This is a genomic window from Pseudomonas costantinii, assembly GCF_001870435.1.
In the GTDB taxonomy this organism is placed as follows: Bacteria; Pseudomonadota; Gammaproteobacteria; order Pseudomonadales; family Pseudomonadaceae; genus Aquipseudomonas; species Aquipseudomonas costantinii.
In genome coordinates, this window is record NZ_MDDR01000007.1 from 292138 (window position 1) to 312437 (window position 20300).

A 20300-nucleotide genomic window follows, 5' to 3' on the forward strand; every position below is an offset into this window, starting at 1 on the left:
GGCATCAGTCCTCGACCACCCAGGTGTCTTTGGTGCCGCCGCCCTGGGACGAGTTGACCACCAGCGAACCTTCACGCAGTGCCACGCGGGTCAAGCCGCCAGGCACCACGCGGGTTTCCTTGCCGGACAACACAAACGGCCGCAGGTCGATATGGCGCGGCGCAATACCGTTTTCGACGAAGGTCGGGCAAGTGGATAAACACAGGGTCGGCTGTGCGATATAGGCATGCGGCTTGGCCTTGATGCGTGCGCGAAAGGCTTCAATTTCCGCGGCCGTGGACGCGGGCCCCACCAGCATGCCGTAGCCACCGGAGCCTTGGGTTTCCTTGACCACCAAGTCCGGCAGGTTAGCCAGCACGTGGGACAATTCATCGGGCTTACGGCACTGGAACGTCGGAACGTTCTTCAGGATCGGCTCTTCATCCAGGTAAAAGCGGATCATCTCGGTGACGAAGGGGTACACCGATTTATCATCCGCAACGCCGGTGCCGATCGCGTTGGCCAGCACCACATTGCCCGAGCGATAGGCCGCGAGCAGGCCGGGCACGCCGAGCATGGAATCCGGATTGAAGGCCAGCGGGTCGAGGAACGCATCGTCGAGGCGACGGTAGATCACATCCACCGCCTTGGGGCCGTCGGTGGTGCGCATAAAGACGCGGTCATCGCGCACAAACAGGTCGGCGCCTTCCACCAGTTCCACACCCATTTCCCGAGCCAGGAACGCATGTTCGAAAAATGCGCTATTGAAACGCCCAGGGGTCAGCACCACCACACTCGGGTTATCCAGTGGGCTGGAGCTTTTCAGCGTGTCGAGCAGCAGGTTCGGGTAATGGTCGATTGGCGCGATGCGTTGGGCGGCGAACAGTTCGGGGAACAGGCGCATCATCATCTTGCGGTCTTCGAGCATGTAGCTGACGCCGCTTGGTGTGCGCAGGTTGTCTTCCAGCACGTAGTAGGTGCCGTCGCCATCGCGTACGAGGTCGACCCCAGAGATGTGGGAATACAGATCGCGGTGCAGGTCCAGGCCCTGCATGGCCAGTTGGTATTGCTCGTTGGCCAGTACCTGCTCGGCGGGAATGATCCCGGCCTTGATGATGCGTTGCTCGTGGTACAAGTCGGCGAGAAACATGTTCAGCGCCTTGACCCGCTGAATACAGCCGCGCTCGACAATCCGCCATTCACTTGCTGGGATGCTGCGCGGGATGGTGTCAAACGGGATCAGGCGCTCAGTGCCCTGCTCGTCCCCGTAAAGGGTGAAGGTGATCCCCGCGCGGTGGAACAGCAAATCGGCCTCACGGCGGCGCTGGGCCAGCAGTTCGGCAGGGGTTTCGGCCAACCAGCGGGCGAACTCGCGGTAATGGGGGCGAACCTGCCCTGCCCCGTCGTACATTTCATCGTAATAAGTGCGGGTCATGCCGTACTCCTTGTCACTCGGACGCAAGAACCATCGCAAGGCCCGTGCCAGCGGCATAAACACTTCAATATCAGTTAGTTAGATAAACGCCGAGATTCGATCGCACCGTCCTGGTGCGCAGAATGCCCGGCGTCAGATCGCATGCCTCATCGCAATGCGGGCTTTAACTATCAACAGCATAGTCAGAGTTGATTTCACTGCCCGGCCAAGCCTGCCGATAATCGCCCCCATCTGCTGAACAGGATGCGTCCTACAACTTCAGCGCTCCGCTCTTCCCTTTAGGCCACCCTCTTCGGGTGGCTTTTTTTGTGCTAAGAAATAGGGCGCACGCTCCTAACAGTTTTCCCACAGCACAAACAAAATCGGCCGACCCAAAGGTCAGCCGATACGCTGCGTTTTTCATATAACTGCATGCATTGAATTACATAGGTAACCCACGCACCTCCTGTTTGACGCCCCATCCCTCGATGATCCCGCCCAGCGGCTCGACCACCGCTCCAAAGTCTTGCTCGAAGTCTCCTATGCCGTCGTAGGTTGCGAACATGATTTTGCTCAGCTCCAGGTACCAGGCGCCATCATCGCGCGCACTGACCTGGGCATTCAGGGATTCCCCACGAAATCGACCCGCAGCCCTTCGCGCCCGTTCCTCATCCGGGAAAATGGCGTAGAACTCGATGGGGTGGAAACGCGAGAAGTCAAAGCCGCCTTCTTTCATGCGGCGCAGAACGTTGGTGCTGATGTCTTCTTGATAGGCTGTGCTCATGAAACGTCCTCCTCAAACCGATGGATAGACTTTCCGTGCTTCCCGAAGCCCGCGCCCTACTGGCGCGGGTACTACGGCAATAACAACACCGCTGGAAAACAAGCATGTAGCTGACAAGACCAGACCTTAGCGATTCATTCGCTGATCTCACTTGCAGAGTAGCGCGAAGCTATCACCTCCACCAGAGGGGTTTGGACGCCCGTCAGGGAATGTTCAGGCGGCGGGAGAAATGTCGAGGATTTGAATGCTGTTCTGGTCCTTGAGGATCTTGACCGTAGGCTCGGGCTTGCGACCTTCAAGGTCATTGAGATCAAGCTCGGCCGCAACTGGTACCAGCTTGGCGCGAATCAGGTGCGCAGCGTCTTCGAGGCTGGGCTTTTGTTCGCAAGTGAACTGCTCCACGGACTGAACGCCGTGATCATCAACGAAGGTGATTTGCCACGTTTGCATCAGTGCCTCCTCGATAAAGCCCGTGTGTGGACTCACCTCTATCTTGACCTTGAGCAGGGGTCAAACGTTCCACTCAAGGCAGGAGGCACCGGATCAGGTGCGCTTACTTTTCAGCGCGTTCTTTGAGGGCTTTCAACGTGTTAAACGGCGCGTCCACTACGAACTTGTTGGCCAACCACGATGGCACGCTGCCGCCTGGCTCGGTGTGCACCTGGTAGGTCACTTCGGTCTGGCTATCGCCTTTGGGCACCAGTTTCCAGTAACCATCCACTTGGGCCACACGCACGTAACCTTTGACTTCCGGCTGGTAGGTCGGGACTTCCAGCAGTTTGCGGGTCACGGTGCCGTCGGCAGCCTTGGAGGTGGTGATCTCAAGGATCGAGTCGCGGTCGGTTACCGGGAATGGGGCCTTGAACTGGGTGTAGGTCCAGCTCTTATCGCCGTCCTGTTTGAGCAGTTTTTGCGATTTGCATTCGTGGATCCAGGAGCAGGCACCGGCCACGTCTTCCTGCAGCGCCTGGATCTTGGCGAGCGGGGCCTTGATCACAGTTACACCGCGATACGCCTTGTACTTGGAGCCGGCAATTTCGCTCAAGGATACTTTGATGCCGTCTTCGTCCTTGGCGACTTGCCAATCCTCAGCCTGGGCAGTGGCAGCAAACAACACCGTAAAACCGCACAGCACAGCCATTCGTTTCAGCGAACCCATTGTTGTATTCCTTATTGTTGAAGTTCCGATAGTAAAGCCCATCAAGCCGCCGTCATCTGCTCCCACCAGCCGATCAACCGGATCGCATCGGCCTGGTCATGGCCACAAACTTCAAGATCCGCCTTGAAATCACTGCACACCGCCGGTCGCTCCGGTTGCCCGAACAGCAGGCATAGCTGTTCGACTGACAGGTGCAGGCAACGTTCTCCTGCGGGTTTGCCGTGGGGCATTCCCGGGAGGGGTGAACTGATGGAGGGGGCGATGCAGCAAGCACCACAGCCTTCACGGCATTTCATGACCAACAGGTCCTCGACGGCTCAATGTGGATGGCCGGGCTAGAGTACGCCCTTAAACAGCCGTTTTAAAATGGTCTAACAAGGGTTTTTCGCACAAAAAAAATGTGACTGACCAGTCTGCGACAGATGGTCAACGGCCTGCGTCACCGTTGCCGGAAAAGTTTATTGCTTGAACTCAAAATCCAGCGCCGCACCTTCAATCTCGCGTCGCTCTTCGTTACGCAGTTGCAACTTCATCTCATTGCTGAGCAAGCGGCCGTTGATCTGAAACGCGCTGTTGTCGGAAGGCTTTTCACCAAACATCGGCGGTAGCAAAGGCACACTCTTGGGTTTGGGCATGGTACCGATGGGCTGCAAGTGCCTGACCATGTCCGAAGGCAGGGACAGGTCCAACTGTGCCGGTGGCAATTTAGTCTGGGCCACTTCATTGGCCGACTTGGACTTGCTCGCGATCGGTGCGCGCTTTTTAACCGCTGCGGCTTTCTTCTTGGCTGCCGGGGCTTTTTTAACAGGCGCCGGTTTCTTCGCGGGGGTCTTATGCTCGGTACTGGCGACGGGCTTGTTTTCAGTCACAGGGGCCGCCGCCAGTGCTGTGCCCACGTTACACAGGCTTAGCAGGCCAATCACCAGAACAGCGCGAAAAATAGAAGTCATATCGCCAACAGCTTTAACGGCAGAGGGCCATATGCTCGCTTGTTGTGCGCGGCATGACAAGTACGGTGATCAGCCAGCGATCGGCATTGCCCCCTTTGTACACCTCAAAAGCCGACGGCTGTTTCCTGGCACAACTGGCTGGCCAACATCCCCAACGTCATGAGCGCCCGCTCTGCCTCGCGGTTCCACGGCGTACCGCAGTTGAGGCGAATACAGTGGTTGAACTGTTCGGTATTACTGAAGATCACCCCCGGCGCAATACTGATGCCCTGCTGCAGTGCGCGCACGTGCAGTTCCTGGGTATTGACCCGCCCCGGCAAACTGACCCACAGAATGAAGCCGCCGGTCGGGCGGGTCATCTGCGTGCCTTCAGGAAAATACTGCTGCACCGCCAACTGAAACGCGCTGAGGTTCTTACGGTATTCCTGGCGGATGTAGCGCAGGTGCCGGTCATAGCCACCGTTCTCCAGGTACGCGGCGACGCCCATCTGGGTGACGCTGCACGCCGAATGGGTGCTGAACATCTGCAACCGCTGGATTTCCTGCTGGTACTTGCCGGCGATCATCCAGCCGATGCGCACTCCGGGAGACAAGGTCTTGGAGAAACTTGAGCAGTAGATGACCCGGTCCAGGCGGTCATAGGCTTTCAGGGCCTTGGTGCGGCCCAGCTCGAACATCAGCTCGCCGTAGATATCGTCCTCGACGATCTGGATATCGAAATCCGAAGCCAGGCGCAGCAACTGTTTCTGCCGCTCCTCGGGCATGGTGGCGCCCAATGGATTGCTCAGGCGCGTGGTCAGCACCAGAGCCTTGATCGACCATTGGTTGGCCGCCAGTTGCAAGGCTTCCAGGCTCATGCCGGTGGACGGGTCGCTGGGGATCTCAATGACCTTGAGGCCCAGCAGGTCAGCCAGTTGCAGCAAACCGTAGTAAGTGGGTGACTCAGCGGCGATCAGGTCGCCGGGGCGGGTCAGCACGCGCAAGGACATCTGCAATGCATCGACACAGCCGTGGGTGATCACCACTTCGGAGGGGTCCACCACCACACCGGCATCACGCATGCGAATCGCCACTTGGCGGCGCAGCGGTTCAAAACCGGGGCTGAACATGTAGCTGAACGCCCGCGGGCTCTGGAAGCGTGTGACCTTGGCCAACTGCTGGTGCAACGCGCGTACCGGGAGGTAGTCGACGCTCGGCACGGCGGCGCCCAGCGGGAATACGCCTTCGCGACGCGACTCGACCAATACTTGCTGGATGATACTGCTGCGGGTGACCAACCCCGGACGTTCAACCCGTGCAATGTCCGGCGTCGGCGCCGTCAGCGCAGGAGTCTGGTGCACGTAATAGCCGGATTGCGGTCGCGCCCGAATCAGCCCCTGGTCTTCCAGGTTGGCGTAGGCCTGCAACACTGTGGCGTGGCTGACGTTGAGCTGGGAGCTCATTTTACGCACCGAAGGCACGCGCTCCCCCGGTTGATAGACACCGCGCCGGATATCTTCAGCCAGTTGCTGGGCGATACGTTGGTAAAGCAACAGATTGGTCATGACGCAGCACTCGATTTCACGGGTATTTTATTTTTGTGTGAAACATACCGGCACAGTTTAGAAGTGTACGGGGACAGTTGCCACAATAGTCGAGCGCGGGCGGCAGTGATAGAAAAAACTGTAAGGGTGTTGAACATGAAAAACCCGATCAGCGATCGGGTTTGCTTTGGGTGGGAGCTGGCTTGCCTGCGATAGCATCAGCTCAACTTGCCTGATGTACCGAGAGCCTGATCAGCTCCCACAGGGGTTCAGCGGGCGGCGCCGAGTTGGCCCTTCTCATCGGAGAACACAATTTCCACCCGACGGTTCTGCGCGCGGCCACGTTCGGAGGCGTTGGCTTCAACCGGGTACTGGTCGCCGTAGCCTTCGACCTGGATGCGTTTTTCGTCGATCCCCAGGTCCATCAGCACATCGGCGACCGATTGCGCACGGTCACGGGACAGTTTCAGGTTTTCCTGCTCACCACCGGTGTTGTCGGTGTAGCCCTCGATGCGCACCACGCGCTTGGGGTTCAGTTGCAGGAACTGCACGATTTTCAGCACAGTACGGTTGGCCGAATTTTCCAGCTCCGCTTCACCGGTGTCGAACAGCATATCGCCCAAGGTCATCACCAGGCCGCGATCGGTCTGGGTGGTGGTCAGGCTGGCGATTTGATCTTCGAGCCATTTGCCCTGCTGTTGCACACTGGCCAGCTTGTTTTCACGCAGGGCCAGTTGCAAACGCTGACGCTCCAGCTCGAGCTTGGTGCCGCGCTCCGCGTTAAGCCCCTGCTCGGTATGTTCGCGGGCGATCGCACTGTAGCGCTGGCTCAGGTAGGCGTAATGCACCACGTCGGCGCCGCTGCCCCAGTAGCTGGACAAGCGATCGGCGCGGGCCAGGGATTCACCGGCGCGAATCACATCCTTGGGTGCAAAACGCAGTACGTTGGAGTCTTCCTTGACCTTCTGGAAGTCGCTGCCGGCTTGTTGCAACGCCTGCTCGCTATTCGGTTGGCTGGCGCAGCCACCCAAGGCGGCACTGCCCAGCAGCAATACACAGCTCAAGCCACGGATCATCGGGCTCATTGGGCTTCTCCCAACTGCAATTGCTTGCGCAGGCGGGTGATACGGGTGTTGAGCACGTTCAATTGTTCCTGGCTTTTACGGGTCAGTACTCGGGCTTCGGCGAGGCGCGCGTCCAGCTCGGCCTGTTCAGCCTGCATGCGCGCATCCTTGTAGGATTGGTCAGCCATATCAGCCTTGGCTTTGGCGAACTTGTCTTCGGCCAGTTTCAATTCCGGCGATTCGTCGGTGCTGGTACCCACAGCGCCAGCTTGTTCCAAGGCCTGTTGGGTGAGGCGAATTTGTTCATTCGGCGCAGGATCGGCTGCACATCCCGCCAGAGCGACAACGGCGAGGGCCGCGAAAAGAGGTCGAAGAGTCACTGTAAATCCTTACTTTGCTGGGGTGCCGACGGGTTGCTGCAATTGCGCTTTCCAGCGCTCGATGTTGCGCTGCATTGCCTCTTGCGCCACACCGGACGCGGGCAATTCTGTCATCTTTTTGGCCAACTGTCCGCGCAGCCACGGATCATTGCAGGCGGAGTTGTGGGAGATTGCCAGGTACAGGCCGGGCTGATCGACGGGGATTTCGCGAGCAACCAGGTCGTTGCTCATGCCCAGGGTCTGGGCCATCGCCATGCCGGAATAACGCCCGGCGAGGACGTAGTCCACCTCCCCCAGCAGCAGTTTCTGGAAGGCCGGCGTCAACGTGGGCAGGCGTTGCAGTGTCAGCTGCTGGCCTGCGAAGATTTCGAAGTCAGCACTCAAGCGTGCGCGCTCCGACACCGCACCTTTGTGGCCATGCAGGTCAGCGGCCGTGTTGTAGACCAGTACCGAGTCCTTACGCGTCCAGACTAGATAGTCGATCTGCACCAACGCCGGATGGATGTAGTCAAGGGTGTCCAGCTCGCCCAGGTTCATCGGCGCATCAGCAAGGATGTCCATACGCCCGCTGCGCACTTCATCCAGGGCCAGGGAGCGCTTGCCGCCGTAGAGCAAGTCGACTTTCAGGCCAAGGTCCTTGCCCACTTGTTGCAGCACATCAGCGATGGCGCCGATCAGGTGCGTCGGGTCTTGTGGATCACGCCATAGCAGGGGCGGCGCGTCCGGGCTGCCGGTGATCACCAGGCGATCACACTTGCCCGCGGCCAGCGACAAGGTCGGTAGCAGCAGCGTGAGGCCCAGCAGTGCGGTCCAGGGACGCAGTTCCATGGCGGTTTCTCCAATGTTCAAAAAAGCCAGGCAAAAAAAAGCCCGGTCCAAAGACCGGGCTCTTTATAAGTGAAGCAGCTGTATTAGACCAGCTTCTCAAACTCTGGGACGGCTTCGAACAAGTCCGCGACCAGGCCGTAGTCGGCCACCTGGAAGATCGGCGCTTCTTCGTCCTTGTTGATCGCAACGATCACTTTGGAGTCTTTCATACCGGCCAAGTGCTGGATCGCGCCGGAAATACCGACGGCGATGTACAGCTGTGGCGCAACGATTTTACCGGTCTGGCCGACCTGCATGTCGTTGGGTACGAAGCCTGCGTCAACGGCCGCGCGGGAAGCGCCGACCGCAGCACCCAGCTTGTCAGCCAGGGCGTACAGGTGCTTGAAGTTGTCACCGTTCTGCATGCCACGGCCGCCCGAGACGACGATCTTGGCAGCGGTCAGCTCAGGACGGTCCGACTTGGCCAGCTCTTCGCCAACAAAGCTGGAAGTGCCTGCGTCGTGGACAGCAGCAACGGCTTCAACGGCAGCCGAACCACCTTCGGCTGCAACCGGGTCGAAACCGGTGGCACGCACGGTGATCACTTTGATGGCAGCGGTCGATTGCACGGTAGCAATGGCGTTACCCGCGTAGATCGGGCGCTTGAAGGTGTCAGCGCTTTCTACCGAGATGATCTCGGAGATCTGGTCAACGTCCAGCTGCGCAGCAACGCGCGGCAGGATGTTTTTGCCGTTGGAGGTAGCGGCAGCCAGGATGTGGCTGTAGCCAGCACCCAACTCTGCAACCAGAGGGGCAACGTTTTCCGGCAACTGGTGAGCGTAAGCGGCGTTGTCGGCCAGCAGTACTTTGCTCACGCCAGCGATTTTCGCAGCGGCTTCAGCCACGGCGGCTGCGCCCTGACCTGCAACCAGCACGTGAATATCACCACCGATTTTAGCGGCGGCAGCCACGGTGTTCAGGGTGGCCGGGGCCACAACCTTGTTGTCGTGTTCAGCGATTACCAAGATAGTCATGATCAGATTACCTTCGCTTCGTTCTTCAGTTTCTCGACCAGTTCAGCCACCGACTTGACCTTGATGCCTGCGCTGCGAGCAGCCGGCGCTTCGACTTTAACGGTCTTGTTGGTGGAGGCGGTGGAAACGCCCAAAGCTTCTGGAGTCACCGACTCAAGCGGCTTCTTCTTGGCTTTCATGATGTTTGGCAGGGACGCGTAGCGCGGCTCGTTCAAACGCAGGTCGGTGGTGACGATGGCCGGCAGTTTCAGGGAAACCGTCTGCGCGCCGCCGTCGATTTCACGGGTCACCGCTACGCTGTCGCCACTCACTTCGACTTTCGAGGCGAAGGTGCCCTGGCCGTAACCGGTCAGTGCAGCCAGCATCTGGCCAGTCTGGTTGTTGTCGCTGTCGATGGCCTGTTTGCCAAGGATCACCAGTTGAGGCTGTTCCTTGTCGACAACGGCTTTGAGCAACTTGGCCACGGCCAGCGAGGTCAGCTCTTCAGCGGACTCAACCAGGATGGCGCGGTCGGCGCCCAGTGCCAGGGCGGTACGCAGCTGCTCTTGAGCAGTGGCAGGGCCGATGGAAACCACAACGATTTCAGTCGCCACGCCTTTCTCTTTCAGGCGTACGGCTTCTTCCACAGCGATTTCACAGAAAGGGTTCATCGACATCTTGACGTTAGCAAGATCGACGCCGGAATTGTCCGCCTTGACGCGAACTTTCACGTTGTAATCGACAACGCGTTTGACAGCTACAAGAACCTTCATGGATTCCTCGTTACTCTCCGGTGAAAAGAAAGTCGCCTAGGCGAACCTGGCGGTTGATGCTCATCGGCACACAAGGGCACCTCCAAAAACCTCGGCGTATGACCTTGCTCACGGGAAGTGATGACCGTTCGTCAGTGGTGACTGAGAGGTCATTCTTAATCGCGGCGTGTAAACTACGCGCCATCGTTTGAGCGCGTATGCCTTTGCCAGTCTTTGGACGTGCTCTTGAAACCTGCTGTCTGCCTACGGTCAGCGCAAAACCGACCGTATATTGACCGGAACGCCTATTCTGGTCAATACGGCAAAATAGCCAGTCATAAGCCGCGTCTCTTTGATTTACCTAGCCTGCGAGCAATTCAAACAAACGTTTGTATTGGACGCTGACAGTGGTCTATATATAATGCGCCACCTAGAGAGAAAGGTGGGTCATGCCCTGCCCTTAAACGCAGTGCTGACGGACACGACACCGAACCTCCACCCATTAGAAAAAAAGCCTGTTGAGCCTTGAGTAGGAGATAGCCTGTGGAACGCGAATACATGGAATTCGACGTGGTCATCGTCGGCGCTGGCCCGGCAGGCCTGTCTGCCGCCTGCCGACTGAAGCAGAAGGCCGCCGAAGCCGGTAAAGAAATCAGCGTCTGCGTGGTCGAGAAAGGCTCCGAAGTCGGCGCGCATATCCTCTCCGGTGCCGTGTTTGAACCACGCGCCCTGAACGAACTGTTCCCGGACTGGAAAGCACTCGGCGCCCCGCTCAACACCCCCGTGGTGCGCGACGACATCTATGTACTGCGCAGCCCCGAAGCCTCCACCAAGGTGCCTGACTTCTTTGTGCCCAAGACCATGCACAACGAAGGCAACTACATCATCTCCCTGGGCAACCTGTGCCGCTGGCTGGCCCAGCAGGCCGAGAACCTGGGCGTGGAAGTCTACCCAGGCTTCGCCGCCCAGGAAGCCCTGTTCGACGAGAACGGCGTAGTACGCGGGATCATCACCGGCGACCTCGGCGTCGACCGTGAAGGCAACCCAAAAGAAGGCGTGTACACCCCGGGCATGGAACTGCGTGGCAAGTACACGCTGTTCGCCGAAGGTTGCCGTGGCCATATCGGCAAACAACTGATCCAGCGCTTCAACCTGGACAGCGACGCCGACGCCCAGCACTACGGCATCGGTCTCAAGGAAATCTGGGAAATCGACCCAGCCAAACACCAGCCAGGCCTGGTGGTGCACACCGCCGGTTGGCCGCTGGACATCATGAGCGCCGAGAACACCGGTGGTTCGTTCCTCTATCACCTGGAAAATAACCAGGTAGTCGTTGGCCTGATCGTCGATCTGTCCTACAGCAACACCTTCCTGTCGCCATTCGATGAGTTCCAGCGCCTCAAGCATCACCCGGTGCTGGCCCAGTACCTGGAAGGCGGCAAGCGCATCAGCTACGGCGCCCGCGCCATCTGCAAAGGCGGCCTGAACTCGCTGCCGAAGATGGTCTTCAAAGGCGGCGCGCTGATCGGTTGCGACCTCGGCACCTTGAACTTCGCCAAGATCAAAGGCAGCCACACCGCGATGAAGTCCGGCATGCTCGCCGCCGACGCCGTGGCCGACCGCCTGTTCGCCGAGTCCGAAGGCGGTGATGAACTGACCGCTTACGTCGACAGCTTCAAATCCAGCTGGCTGTATGAAGAGCTGTTCGCCAGCCGCAACTTCGGCCCGGCGATGCACAAGTTCGGTCCGATCATCGGCGCCGGCTTCAACTGGTTCGACCAGAACATCCTCGGCGGCAAGATGCCGTTCACCTTGCACGACACCAAGCCGGACTACGCCTGCTTGAAGCTGGCCAAAGACAGCAAGAAGATCGACTACCCAAAACCCGACGGCAAGCTGAGCTTCGACAAGCTGAGCTCGGTGTTCATCTCCGGTACCAACCACGAAGAAGAACAGCCGTGCCACTTGAAGTTGAAAGACCCAAGCATCCCGATCGGCACCAACCTGCCGCTCTACGATGAACCGGCGCAGCGCTACTGCCCGGCCGGCGTATATGAAGTGGTGACCAAGGAAGACGGCGAGAAGCGCTTCCAGATCAACGCCCAGAACTGCGTGCACTGCAAGACCTGTGACATCAAGGACCCTTCGCAGAACATTACGTGGGTCACACCGGAAGGTGCGGGCGGGCCGACTTACCCGAATATGTAAGCCCCGCCACTGATCGTTCCCACGCTCCGCGTGGGAACGCCTCTTGTGACGCTCCGCGTCACGACTTTAAAAGCGGACGCGGAGCGTCCAGGGCCGCATTCCCACGCAGAGCGTGGGAACGATCATCGTGTCAGTGTGATCAGGCGGCGCGTTCTTCGCCGGGGTTACGCAAGAAATAGCGTTTGTACTCACGGCTGAACTGCGACGTACTCTGATACCCCACTCTGTGCGCCGCCTGCGCCACACTCATGCCGTCCACCAGCAGCAATTGCTGGGCCTTGAGCAACCGCAATCGCTTCAGATACTGCACCGGCGACAACAAGGTGCAGCGCTTGAAATGCTCATGAAAGGTCGACGCACTCATGTGCGCATACCCGGCCAAGGTCTCGATATTCAGCGGTTCGTGGTAGTGCGCATGCAGGTGATTCAACGACGTGGCGATGCGTGAGAACTGCCCCTGCTGCTCCACCAATGCACGCAGTACATCAGCTTGCGGCCCACGCAACGCGGTGAACAACAATTCGCGTACCCGTGCCGGGCCCATGATCCGGCTTTCCAGTGGATCGTGCAGGCACTGCAACAGCCGCTCGACGCAGCCACGCATCACGTCATCCAGCACCACCGAACTCATCGACTCCAGGGTTTGCGCGGCGGGTGGCGGCCCCGCCTGAATGCCCATGGCCATGACCAATTCGCCCAGCACCACGCGGTCAATACCGACGGCTACGCCATACAACGGCGCATTCGGCAGGGCAAACGTCTCACATTCGAAGGGCACCGGCATTGCCTGGATCAAGTAATGCCCGGCGCCATACTCCAGCGTACGCGGGCCCAGATAGGCAACTTTACTGCCTTGCGCGACGATCATCAGGCTCGGCTCATAGATCTGCGGCCCACGCGCCACGTCGCAACTGGCGCGCATCACCTGCACGCCCGGCAGGTTCGTCGGGGAAAAGCCGTCACGCGGCGTAAGCCTTTCGATCAAGGAAACCAGCGCAGCATTGGCGTCGAGATGACGGGTCAACAACATGGCAAAAAACTTCGCGAAAAAGGGATGAGAGCATCATCGCAGGTCTGGCGACACATAAATCCAAACACGGGGCACTCCCGGACGAATAGGCATGAGACTCGGAGCAATCGCCATGGCCGCATCCGAGGTCGGCGCGGAGAATGCGCCGCCTCCACTGTCATTTTTTTGCGAGGTTCTCCCATGTACACCGCCATCGGTTATGCCGCCCAGTCGGCCACCACTCCCCTCGCCCCCATGTCCTTCCAGCGCCGTAGCCCACGCGCCGATGATGTGGCCATCGAGATCCTTTACTGCGGCGTGTGCCACTCCGACATCCACCAGGCACGCAACGAATGGGGCATCGCCGTGTACCCGCTGATGCCGGGCCACGAGATTGTCGGCAAAGTCACCGCCGTCGGCGCCAGCGTCACCGCGCACAAAGTCGGAGACCTGGTCGGCGTAGGCTGTATGGTCGACTCGTGCCGTCATTGCGACGCCTGCCATGCGGACCTGGAGCAATATTGCCTCGAAGGCCCGACCATGACCTACGCCACTCCAGATCGCGTGGATGGCAGCATCACCATGGGCGGTTACTCCGACAGCATCGTGGTCAGCGAGCACTTCGTGGTGAAGATCCCGGCCAAGCTCGACCTGGCCAGCGCCGCGCCGATTCTGTGCGCGGGCATCACCACCTACTCACCGCTCAAGCACTACGGCGTCAAGGCCGGCGACAAAGTCGGGGTGCTCGGTATGGGCGGCCTGGGCCATATGGGCATCAAGTTCGCCAAGGCCATGGGCGCGGAAGTGACGCTGTTCACCCGCTCCGCGAGCAAGGCTGAAGAAGGCCGTCGCCAGGGCGCCGATCACGTGATCGTGTCCACCGATGCCGAGCAGATGAAAGCCGCTGCCGGGCACTTCAACTTCCTGCTGGACACCATTCCGGTACAGCACGATCTGAACCCCTACCTCGATACCCTGCGCTTTGATGGCGTGCATATCCTGGTCGGTCTGATCGAGCCGGTGGACCCACCGGTCAACGCCGCCAAGCTGGTGTTGGGCCGTAAAGTGCTGGCAGGCTCCTTGATCGGTGGCATTGCCGAAACCCAGGAAGTCCTGGATTTTTGCGCCGAGCATGGCATCACCTGCGACATCGAAATGCTCGACATTCGCCAGATCAACGAGGCTTACGCCCGCATGATCGCCGGTGATGTGAAGTACCGCTTTGTCATCGACATGGCGACCTTGAAGGTCTGATAACTGCCGATCCATGTAGCAGCTGTCGAGCGCCAGCGAGGCTGCGTCAACGGTGTACCTGATACTCCGCTGACGCAGCCTCGCTGGCGCTCGACAGCTGCTACGTGCGGAGAACGGGAAGGTCAGTTTTTTGCGCCTAACTCTGCTGAAAGCCGGGCCGCGACCTGTTTGATAACAGGGATCAGCTCGGCCATTTTCTCCAGCGGCATATAGGGCACGGTACTCGCGATGCTGATGCCGGCGACAATCCGCCGGCTGGCATCGCGCACCGGTGCCGCCACACAACGGATCGACGGTTCGTTGTCTTCCAGATCGAACGCATACCCTCCCACCACGTATTCGCGCATGCGCTGCTCGAACTGTGCCCAAGTCTGCTCAGGGCGCTGCGGCCACTGCTGGCTTTTCCCGCCCGCGGGCAAGCTGACTTCGTACAGACGCTGCCACTCTTCCACTGAATCATCCAGCAGCAGGGCTTTACCGATACCGGTGCGCGCCAGCGGCATGCGATGACCAACCCGTGAGCGCATTTCCGGGCCATTACGGCCGGGGTTCTTGTGTAGATAAAGCACGTCGTCGTATTCGCGAATCGCCAAATGGATGGTGTCGCCGGTCAGCGCCGAGAGTTCATCCAAATAGGGGATGGCCAAGGTCACCAACGGCAGCTCTTCACGCGCCTGGAACCCCAGCTCGATCAGCTTCGGCCCCAGCAGGTAACCGACTTGCGGCACCACGCGCAGGTAACGCTCTTCCACCAGGCAACTGGCCAGGCGGTGCGTGGTGCTGCGGGTGGTGCCGATGCGCTTGGCGATCTCTTTCAGATCCCGCGCACCGGCCGCCACCGCTTGCACCACGCCCAGGCCACGCAGCAAGGTCTGGGTGCCGGTGGGCGCAGCGTCTTTGACAGAGGTGTGGGCGTTTTCCTGCATATCGGGCCTATTGGAAAGTACGAAAACGGCGCCATTATGGCAAATACCGAACCTCAACACAGCGCAGATCCAAATGTGGGAGCGGTGTCCTTTTTATCGTTGTTTCATGCGGTCGATAATCACCGCCAGCAACAGGATCGAACCACGGATCACGTACTGGTAAAAGGTGTCGATATTCTTCAGGTTCATCGCGTTTTCGATGATCGCCAGAATCAACACCCCTGCAATCACATGGCGGATCATGCCGATGCCGCCGCTCAACGACACCCCGCCCAACACGCAGGCAGAAATCACCGTCAACTCAAAACCCTGGCCAATCATCGGCTGGCCCGAAGTCATGCGTGACGCGAGGATTACCCCAGCCAATGCGCCGATCAATCCGTGCACGGCAAAGATGATGATCTTGATACGGTCAACGTTCACCCCGGCCAGCAGCGCCGCTTCCTGGTTACCGCCGATGGCCATGGTATTGCGCCCGTAGGTGGTGTAATTGAGCAGCCAACCGAAGAACACAAAGCACAGCACAGTGATGATGATCGGCACCGGCACACCCAGCAGTTGGCCGTTACCGAACACGAAGAAGTTCTCGTCCATCACCCCCACCGCTTTGCCGTTGGAGAAGATATAGGCCAGGCCGCGCACGATCTGCATGGTCGCCAACGTCGCGATCAACGCATTGATGCGCAGCTTGGCAATGACGATGCCGTTGATCAGCCCCACCACCAGGCCCATGGCCAACGCCGCCGACACCCCGAGCACCACGCTGTCGGTGTCGCGAATCACAATCCCCGCCACCACCCCGGCGCAGGCAATTACCGAGCCCACCGACAAGTCGAAGTGCCCCGACGCCAGGCAGAACAACATAGTGCAGGCAGCGATGCCCACGGTGGAAATCGCCAGACCCAGGCCACGCATATTCAGTGGCGAGAGGAAGTTGTCGATAAACAGCGCACTGAGCACAAAGATGGTCAACGCGGCGAGCAGCATCACCCAGTCATCGAGAAATTTGCGTTGGTTGAAACCCGGCCAGAAGCCCTTTGCAGTCTTTACCTGTGACATGCCTACACCCTCAATTCTTCAAGCCCGCGAACGCGGGAGAGCCAGTTGCAACAGCCGAGCTTCGTCCGCCTGGTCTCGGGTCAGTTCGCCGGTCAAGGCGCCTTCGCTCATCACCAGAATACGGTCGGAGATGCCCATCACTTCCATCAGGTCGCTGGACACCACGATCACCGCAATGCCGCTGGCCGCCAGGTTATGAATGATCTGGTAGATCTCTGACTTGGCGCCGATATCGATGCCGCGAGTCGGTTCGTCCAGCAGCAACACTTTCATCGGCATCGACAGCCAGCGGCCCAAAATAGCCTTCTGCTGATTGCCGCCGGACAGGTACATGATTTTCTGTTCCGCGTTCGGTGTTTTGACTTTCATCGCCTTGATTTGCTGGTCGGCGTTGCCTTTCTCCCAGCCTTCACGCAACAGCCAGCCGAACGCTGAATGGGCGCCACGCGCACTGATGTTGATATTTTCAGCCACGCTGGACAGCGGAATGATGCCTTCCTTTTTGCGGTCCTCCGGGCACAACAAAACACCGGCGGCGATGGCATCGCGCGGTGAGCGCAGTGGCAGATTTTCGCCGCAGAGTTCCAGATGCCCGGCGGTGGAACGCGCCAATCCGCTCAGCAGCCGAAACAGTTCGGTACGCCCCGCGCCCACCAGCCCGAACAGGCCGAGAATCTCGCCCTTGTGCACCTCAAGGCTGACCGCTTCACGCAAGCCCGGCCCGAGTAATCCCTCGACTTTGAGCGCCACCTCACCCCGCTCGCGCGGGCGGTAGTCGTAAATATCCTGGATATCGCGGCCGACCATGCACGTCACCAACTGGTCGTGGGTCAGCGCGGCCATGTCGTCGAAAGTACGCACATAGCGGCCGTCCTTGAACACCGTGACCGCGTTGCAGATGCGGAACACTTCCTCCATGCGGTGGGACACGTACAGCACCACTTTGCCCTCGTCACGCAGTCGCGTAATGATCGCCATCAAGCGGTCGATCTCCCTCGCCGACAGGCTACTGGTGGGTTCGTCGAAGGCAATCACATGGGCGCCACGGGACAGCGCCTTGGCAATTTCCACCAGTTGGCGTTGGCCCAGGGACAGGCGCCCGAGCTTTTCCTCTGGATCAATTTCATCCGCCAAACCTTTGAGGCAAGCCAATGCCTGCTCGCGCAGCCGACTGCGATTGACCACGCCGAAGCGCGACGGCAAATGCCCCAGAAACAGATTTTCGGCAACGGTCATTTCCGGCACCAGATGCAACTCCTGGTGGATCACCGCCACACCGCTGGCAATGCTGTCGGCGGCGTTTTTGAAATCCATGGTCTGCTCGCCGATCTGCAGTGTGCCGCTGCTCGGGATGTAGGCGCCGCCGAGAATTTTCAGCAGCGTCGACTTGCCTGCGCCGTTCTCGCCCATCAGCGCATGGACCTCGTGCGGCCGTGCTTCAAAGCTGATCTGCGCCAGGGCTTTCACACCGGGAAATTCCTTGCCGATGCCGTTGAAACGCAAGGCCGCCCCGGTCATTTCCACAGACCGATCTTGCTCAACTCTTCCTTGAAGTTGGCGCGGGTGATCAGGGTCACGTTGTCCAGCGCGGTGAACTTGGCAGGCTCAGTGCCTTTGGTCACCCACTCGAACATCGCCGTGGCGGTTTTGTAGCCCGACGCATCAGGGCTGAGCAGCATCGAACCGTAGAACCCGGTGTCGGATTTTTTAAGTTCTTCGATGGCATCGGTACCGTTGATGCCGACCCCGATCACATTGGCCGCCTTAAATCCGGCGCTTTCAGTGGCGCGTACGCCGCCCAGCACTGTGCTGTCGTTCATGCCGCCGATGATCAGGTTTTTCGCGGTGCCCGGCAGTTTCACCAGGGCTGAGTTGGTGGAATCCATGCTGCCCGGTACGTCGAGGGTTTTCTGTGCGCTGAACAGGATATGGTCGGCGGGCAGGCCTGCGGCCTTGAGGCCTTCTACCGAACCGTCGGTGCGTTTCTTGCCGGTTTCCAACTCGTCAAAGGTGTTGATGACGGCATAGGTTTCCTTCCAATCCCAGTTGCGATGCTTGGCTTCGGTGGCCATGGCCTCGCCTTGTTTCTGGCCGATTTTGTAGGCGTCCAAGCCGACGTAAGGCACGTCCTCCATAGGCTTGCCTTTGGCGTCGACAAAACGGTCGTCCACCGCCAGCACTTTCAAACCGTTGAGCTTGGCCTTGGCCATGATGGCCGGGCCGAGCGACACGTCCGGCGGGCAGATCACAAAGCCTTTGGCGCCGTTGGCCGCGAGGGTATCGATGGCCGAGAGGGTTTTCTCGCCGTCGGGCACGGCGATCTTGATCACGGTGAACCCCTGGTCCTTGCCGGCTTTTTCAGCGAAGGCCCATTCGGTCTGAAACCAGGGCTCTTCGGCTTGTTTGACCAGGAAGCCGATCTTCACTTCTTCGGCAGATGCAAAGCCACTGAAGGCCATCGCGAGTGCCAGGGTGCCGAGTGTTTTCTTGAACATGAACCACCTCCTTCTTGTTATTGGAGAACTATTTAGTCGTGGTACATCACAGATCGCCCGCCATCGATCATCAGGCAGGTGGCATTGATAAAAGGCGCCTCGTCGGTCGCCAGAAACAGCGCGGTCATCGCCACTTCAATCGGCTGGCCGATGCGCTTGGGCGGGTGCAGGTCAAACGCGCGCTGACGCTCGGCGTGAGGGTCGGGAAAGCCGTTCCAGTAGTCGACATTGAGCTGGGTTTCGATATAACCCGGGGCGATGGCATTGACGCGGATGCCCTTGGATGCGTATTCGATGCCGAGGGCGCGGGTCAGACCGAGCAAGCCGTGCTTGGCGACGGGATAGGGAAAGCAGCCCGGGATGATGTGGCTGGAATGGGTGGACGCGATGTTGATGATGTTGCCGATGCCTTGCTCGATCATAGGCGGCAGCACCGTGCGGCAGCCGAACCAGGCGCCGTCGAGGTCAATGGCGAAGCAGCGGCGCCAGTCTTCGTCGGTCATTTCCAGCGGGTCGCGGAACACATTGACCCCGGCACAGTTGACCAATACATCCACACGGCCAAAGCGCTCGATGGCCAGGTTGACCAGCGACTGCCATTGGTCCTTGGACGTGATATCGACGGGTTGCGCATAGATGTCGGCGCCGCGCTCGCGCCAGTGGGCGGCGACTTTCTCGACTTTTTCGCCCTGGATATCCGCAATGACCAAACGCGCCTGCTGTGCCTGGAAGCAGGCGACGATCGCCTCGCCAATGCCTTGGGCGGCGCCGGTGATGATCACCACTTTGTTCTTCAGCCGCTCGCCATACGTTGGCTCGGGCACGGCGGGTAATGACAGCGGTTGTGCCTGCATCGCTTCACCTGTTTTATTTTTGGTAGTGAGTGCTGATGCAGCCGACTATAAACCCATCACTTGAAATATCTCAATATATAAATTTGCATCCCATATAGTGAGCGAAAACATAAAAAAACCGGCCTGTAATAGCCGGTCCTTTTGGCAATTGGGCAATCAGCCGTGGGCGAAATCTCGTAGCGCGTTCCCTTCCATGCGGTAACGCACCCACTCCTCCTGCGGCTGCGCGCCGATGGATTTGTAGAAGGCAATCGCCGGTTCGTTCCAGTCCAGAACGCTCCACTCGAAGCGCCCGCAACCGTTGTCGCAGGCGATCTTCGCCAGATGGCGCAATAACTTTTTGCCCGCCCCGCCACCACGCTGCTCCGGGTTGATGTACAGGTCTTCCAGGTACAAGCAGTTGCTGCCAAGCCAGGTGGAATAGCTGAAAAAGAACACCGCAAACCCAATCGGCAACCCGTCCCGCGAGCAGATCAGGCCATGGGCGGTAGCGCCCTCGCTGAACAGGCTGCGCTGGATATCCACCACACTGGCGATCACTTCATGCCGGGCCTTTTCATACTCGGCAAGCTCGGTGATGAAGGTCAGGATCTGCGCAGCATCGCTGGGCACGGCGGGGCGAATCTCGATGGTCATGGGCGAACCTTGGGCAAATTCAAAGCCCACATAC

21 protein-coding genes are annotated in these 20300 nt (G+C 59.3%); 2 read left to right on the forward strand and 19 right to left on the reverse strand.

The features are described from left to right. Window positions 1–4 precede the first annotated feature (4 nt). The 12 genes from BFL40_RS06335 to BFL40_RS06385 form a co-directional block, all read right to left on the reverse strand. Window positions 5–1414: a circularly permuted type 2 ATP-grasp protein gene (locus BFL40_RS06335; RefSeq protein WP_071483245.1), complete on the reverse strand. Its 1410-nt coding sequence runs from the start codon at window positions 1412–1414 to the stop codon at window positions 5–7. Window positions 1415–1835: 421 nt separating this feature from the next. Next, on the reverse strand, window positions 1836–2177 hold the full coding sequence (locus tag BFL40_RS06340; RefSeq protein WP_071483140.1) for a ribonuclease E inhibitor RraB: 342 nt from the start codon (window positions 2175–2177) through the stop codon (window positions 1836–1838). Between the two features lie 213 nt (window positions 2178–2390). Next, on the reverse strand, window positions 2391–2627 hold the full coding sequence (locus tag BFL40_RS06345; protein WP_071483141.1) for a hypothetical protein: 237 nt from the start codon (window positions 2625–2627) through the stop codon (window positions 2391–2393). Between the two features lie 103 nt (window positions 2628–2730). After that, window positions 2731–3336: an START domain-containing protein gene (locus BFL40_RS06350; RefSeq protein ID WP_071483142.1), complete on the reverse strand. Its 606-nt coding sequence runs from the start codon at window positions 3334–3336 to the stop codon at window positions 2731–2733. A gap of 41 nt (window positions 3337–3377) precedes the next feature. Then, window positions 3378–3632, reverse strand: coding sequence for a YkgJ family cysteine cluster protein (locus BFL40_RS32790; protein WP_053257529.1), 255 nt, complete (start codon window positions 3630–3632; stop codon window positions 3378–3380). A 162-nt stretch (window positions 3633–3794) separates the two neighbouring features. Then, window positions 3795–4286 (reverse strand): translation initiation factor 2, encoded by a 492-nt coding sequence (locus BFL40_RS06355; RefSeq protein WP_071483143.1) that lies wholly within the window; start codon window positions 4284–4286, stop codon window positions 3795–3797. A 104-nt stretch (window positions 4287–4390) separates the two neighbouring features. Then, window positions 4391–5830: an aminotransferase-like domain-containing protein gene (locus tag BFL40_RS06360; RefSeq protein ID WP_071483144.1), complete on the reverse strand. Its 1440-nt coding sequence runs from the start codon at window positions 5828–5830 to the stop codon at window positions 4391–4393. A 248-nt stretch (window positions 5831–6078) separates the two neighbouring features. After that, entirely contained in the window at window positions 6079–6894 is an 816-nt protein-coding gene (locus tag BFL40_RS06365; protein ID WP_071483145.1) for an OmpA family protein, read from the reverse strand. After that, window positions 6891–7253 carry a DUF4398 domain-containing protein gene (locus tag BFL40_RS06370; protein WP_071483146.1) on the reverse strand — a complete coding sequence of 121 codons (363 nt, stop codon included), beginning with the start codon at window positions 7251–7253 and terminating at the stop codon, window positions 6891–6893. Before BFL40_RS06370 ends, BFL40_RS06365 begins: the two co-directional genes overlap by 4 nt. Window positions 7254–7262: 9 nt before the next feature. After that, the gene (locus tag BFL40_RS06375; protein ID WP_071483147.1) at window positions 7263–8081 is read right to left on the reverse strand and encodes a substrate-binding periplasmic protein; all 819 of its coding nucleotides are present in this window, start codon (window positions 8079–8081) and stop codon (window positions 7263–7265) included. Window positions 8082–8164: 83 nt separating this feature from the next. Continuing rightward, window positions 8165–9094 carry an electron transfer flavoprotein subunit alpha/FixB family protein gene (locus BFL40_RS06380; protein WP_071483148.1) on the reverse strand — a complete coding sequence of 310 codons (930 nt, stop codon included), beginning with the start codon at window positions 9092–9094 and terminating at the stop codon, window positions 8165–8167. A 2-nt stretch (window positions 9095–9096) separates the two neighbouring features. Next, on the reverse strand, window positions 9097–9846 hold the full coding sequence (locus BFL40_RS06385; protein ID WP_025857810.1) for an electron transfer flavoprotein subunit beta/FixA family protein: 750 nt from the start codon (window positions 9844–9846) through the stop codon (window positions 9097–9099). A gap of 522 nt (window positions 9847–10368) precedes the next feature. Between BFL40_RS06385 and BFL40_RS06390 the strand changes: the two genes are divergently transcribed. Next, a complete protein-coding gene (locus BFL40_RS06390; RefSeq protein WP_071483149.1) occupies window positions 10369–12033 on the forward strand; it encodes an electron transfer flavoprotein-ubiquinone oxidoreductase in 1665 nt (554 codons plus the stop codon). Between the two features lie 139 nt (window positions 12034–12172). Here BFL40_RS06390 and BFL40_RS06395 read toward each other — a convergent pair whose 3' ends face one another. Further along, window positions 12173–13063, reverse strand: coding sequence for an AraC family transcriptional regulator (locus tag BFL40_RS06395; RefSeq protein ID WP_071483150.1), 891 nt, complete (start codon window positions 13061–13063; stop codon window positions 12173–12175). A gap of 180 nt (window positions 13064–13243) precedes the next feature. On the opposite strand from BFL40_RS06395, the gene BFL40_RS06400 reads away from it, so the two are divergent. After that, complete coding sequence (locus tag BFL40_RS06400) at window positions 13244–14296, forward strand: NAD(P)-dependent alcohol dehydrogenase (RefSeq protein ID WP_071483151.1); 1053 nt, start codon at window positions 13244–13246, stop codon at window positions 14294–14296. Between the two features lie 122 nt (window positions 14297–14418). On the opposite strand, the gene BFL40_RS06405 is transcribed toward BFL40_RS06400, so the two are convergent. From BFL40_RS06405 to BFL40_RS06430, 6 genes are all read right to left on the reverse strand, one after another. Further along, window positions 14419–15222: an IclR family transcriptional regulator gene (locus BFL40_RS06405; RefSeq protein ID WP_071483152.1), complete on the reverse strand. Its 804-nt coding sequence runs from the start codon at window positions 15220–15222 to the stop codon at window positions 14419–14421. Between the two features lie 93 nt (window positions 15223–15315). After that, window positions 15316–16281, reverse strand: a complete 966-nt coding sequence (gene araH, locus BFL40_RS06410) for an L-arabinose ABC transporter permease AraH (RefSeq protein ID WP_071483153.1) — start codon at window positions 16279–16281, stop codon at window positions 15316–15318. Between the two features lie 18 nt (window positions 16282–16299). After that, the gene (gene araG, locus BFL40_RS06415) at window positions 16300–17799 is read right to left on the reverse strand and encodes an L-arabinose ABC transporter ATP-binding protein AraG (RefSeq protein ID WP_071483154.1); all 1500 of its coding nucleotides are present in this window, start codon (window positions 17797–17799) and stop codon (window positions 16300–16302) included. After that, window positions 17796–18776 carry a substrate-binding domain-containing protein gene (locus tag BFL40_RS06420; protein WP_071483155.1) on the reverse strand — a complete coding sequence of 327 codons (981 nt, stop codon included), beginning with the start codon at window positions 18774–18776 and terminating at the stop codon, window positions 17796–17798. Before BFL40_RS06420 ends, araG begins: the two co-directional genes overlap by 4 nt. A gap of 32 nt (window positions 18777–18808) precedes the next feature. After that, window positions 18809–19630, reverse strand: a complete 822-nt coding sequence (locus BFL40_RS06425) for an SDR family oxidoreductase (protein WP_071483156.1) — start codon at window positions 19628–19630, stop codon at window positions 18809–18811. Between the two features lie 156 nt (window positions 19631–19786). Further along, entirely contained in the window at window positions 19787–20266 is a 480-nt protein-coding gene (locus BFL40_RS06430; protein WP_071483246.1) for a GNAT family N-acetyltransferase, read from the reverse strand. Between the last annotated feature and the right edge of the window lie 34 nt (window positions 20267–20300).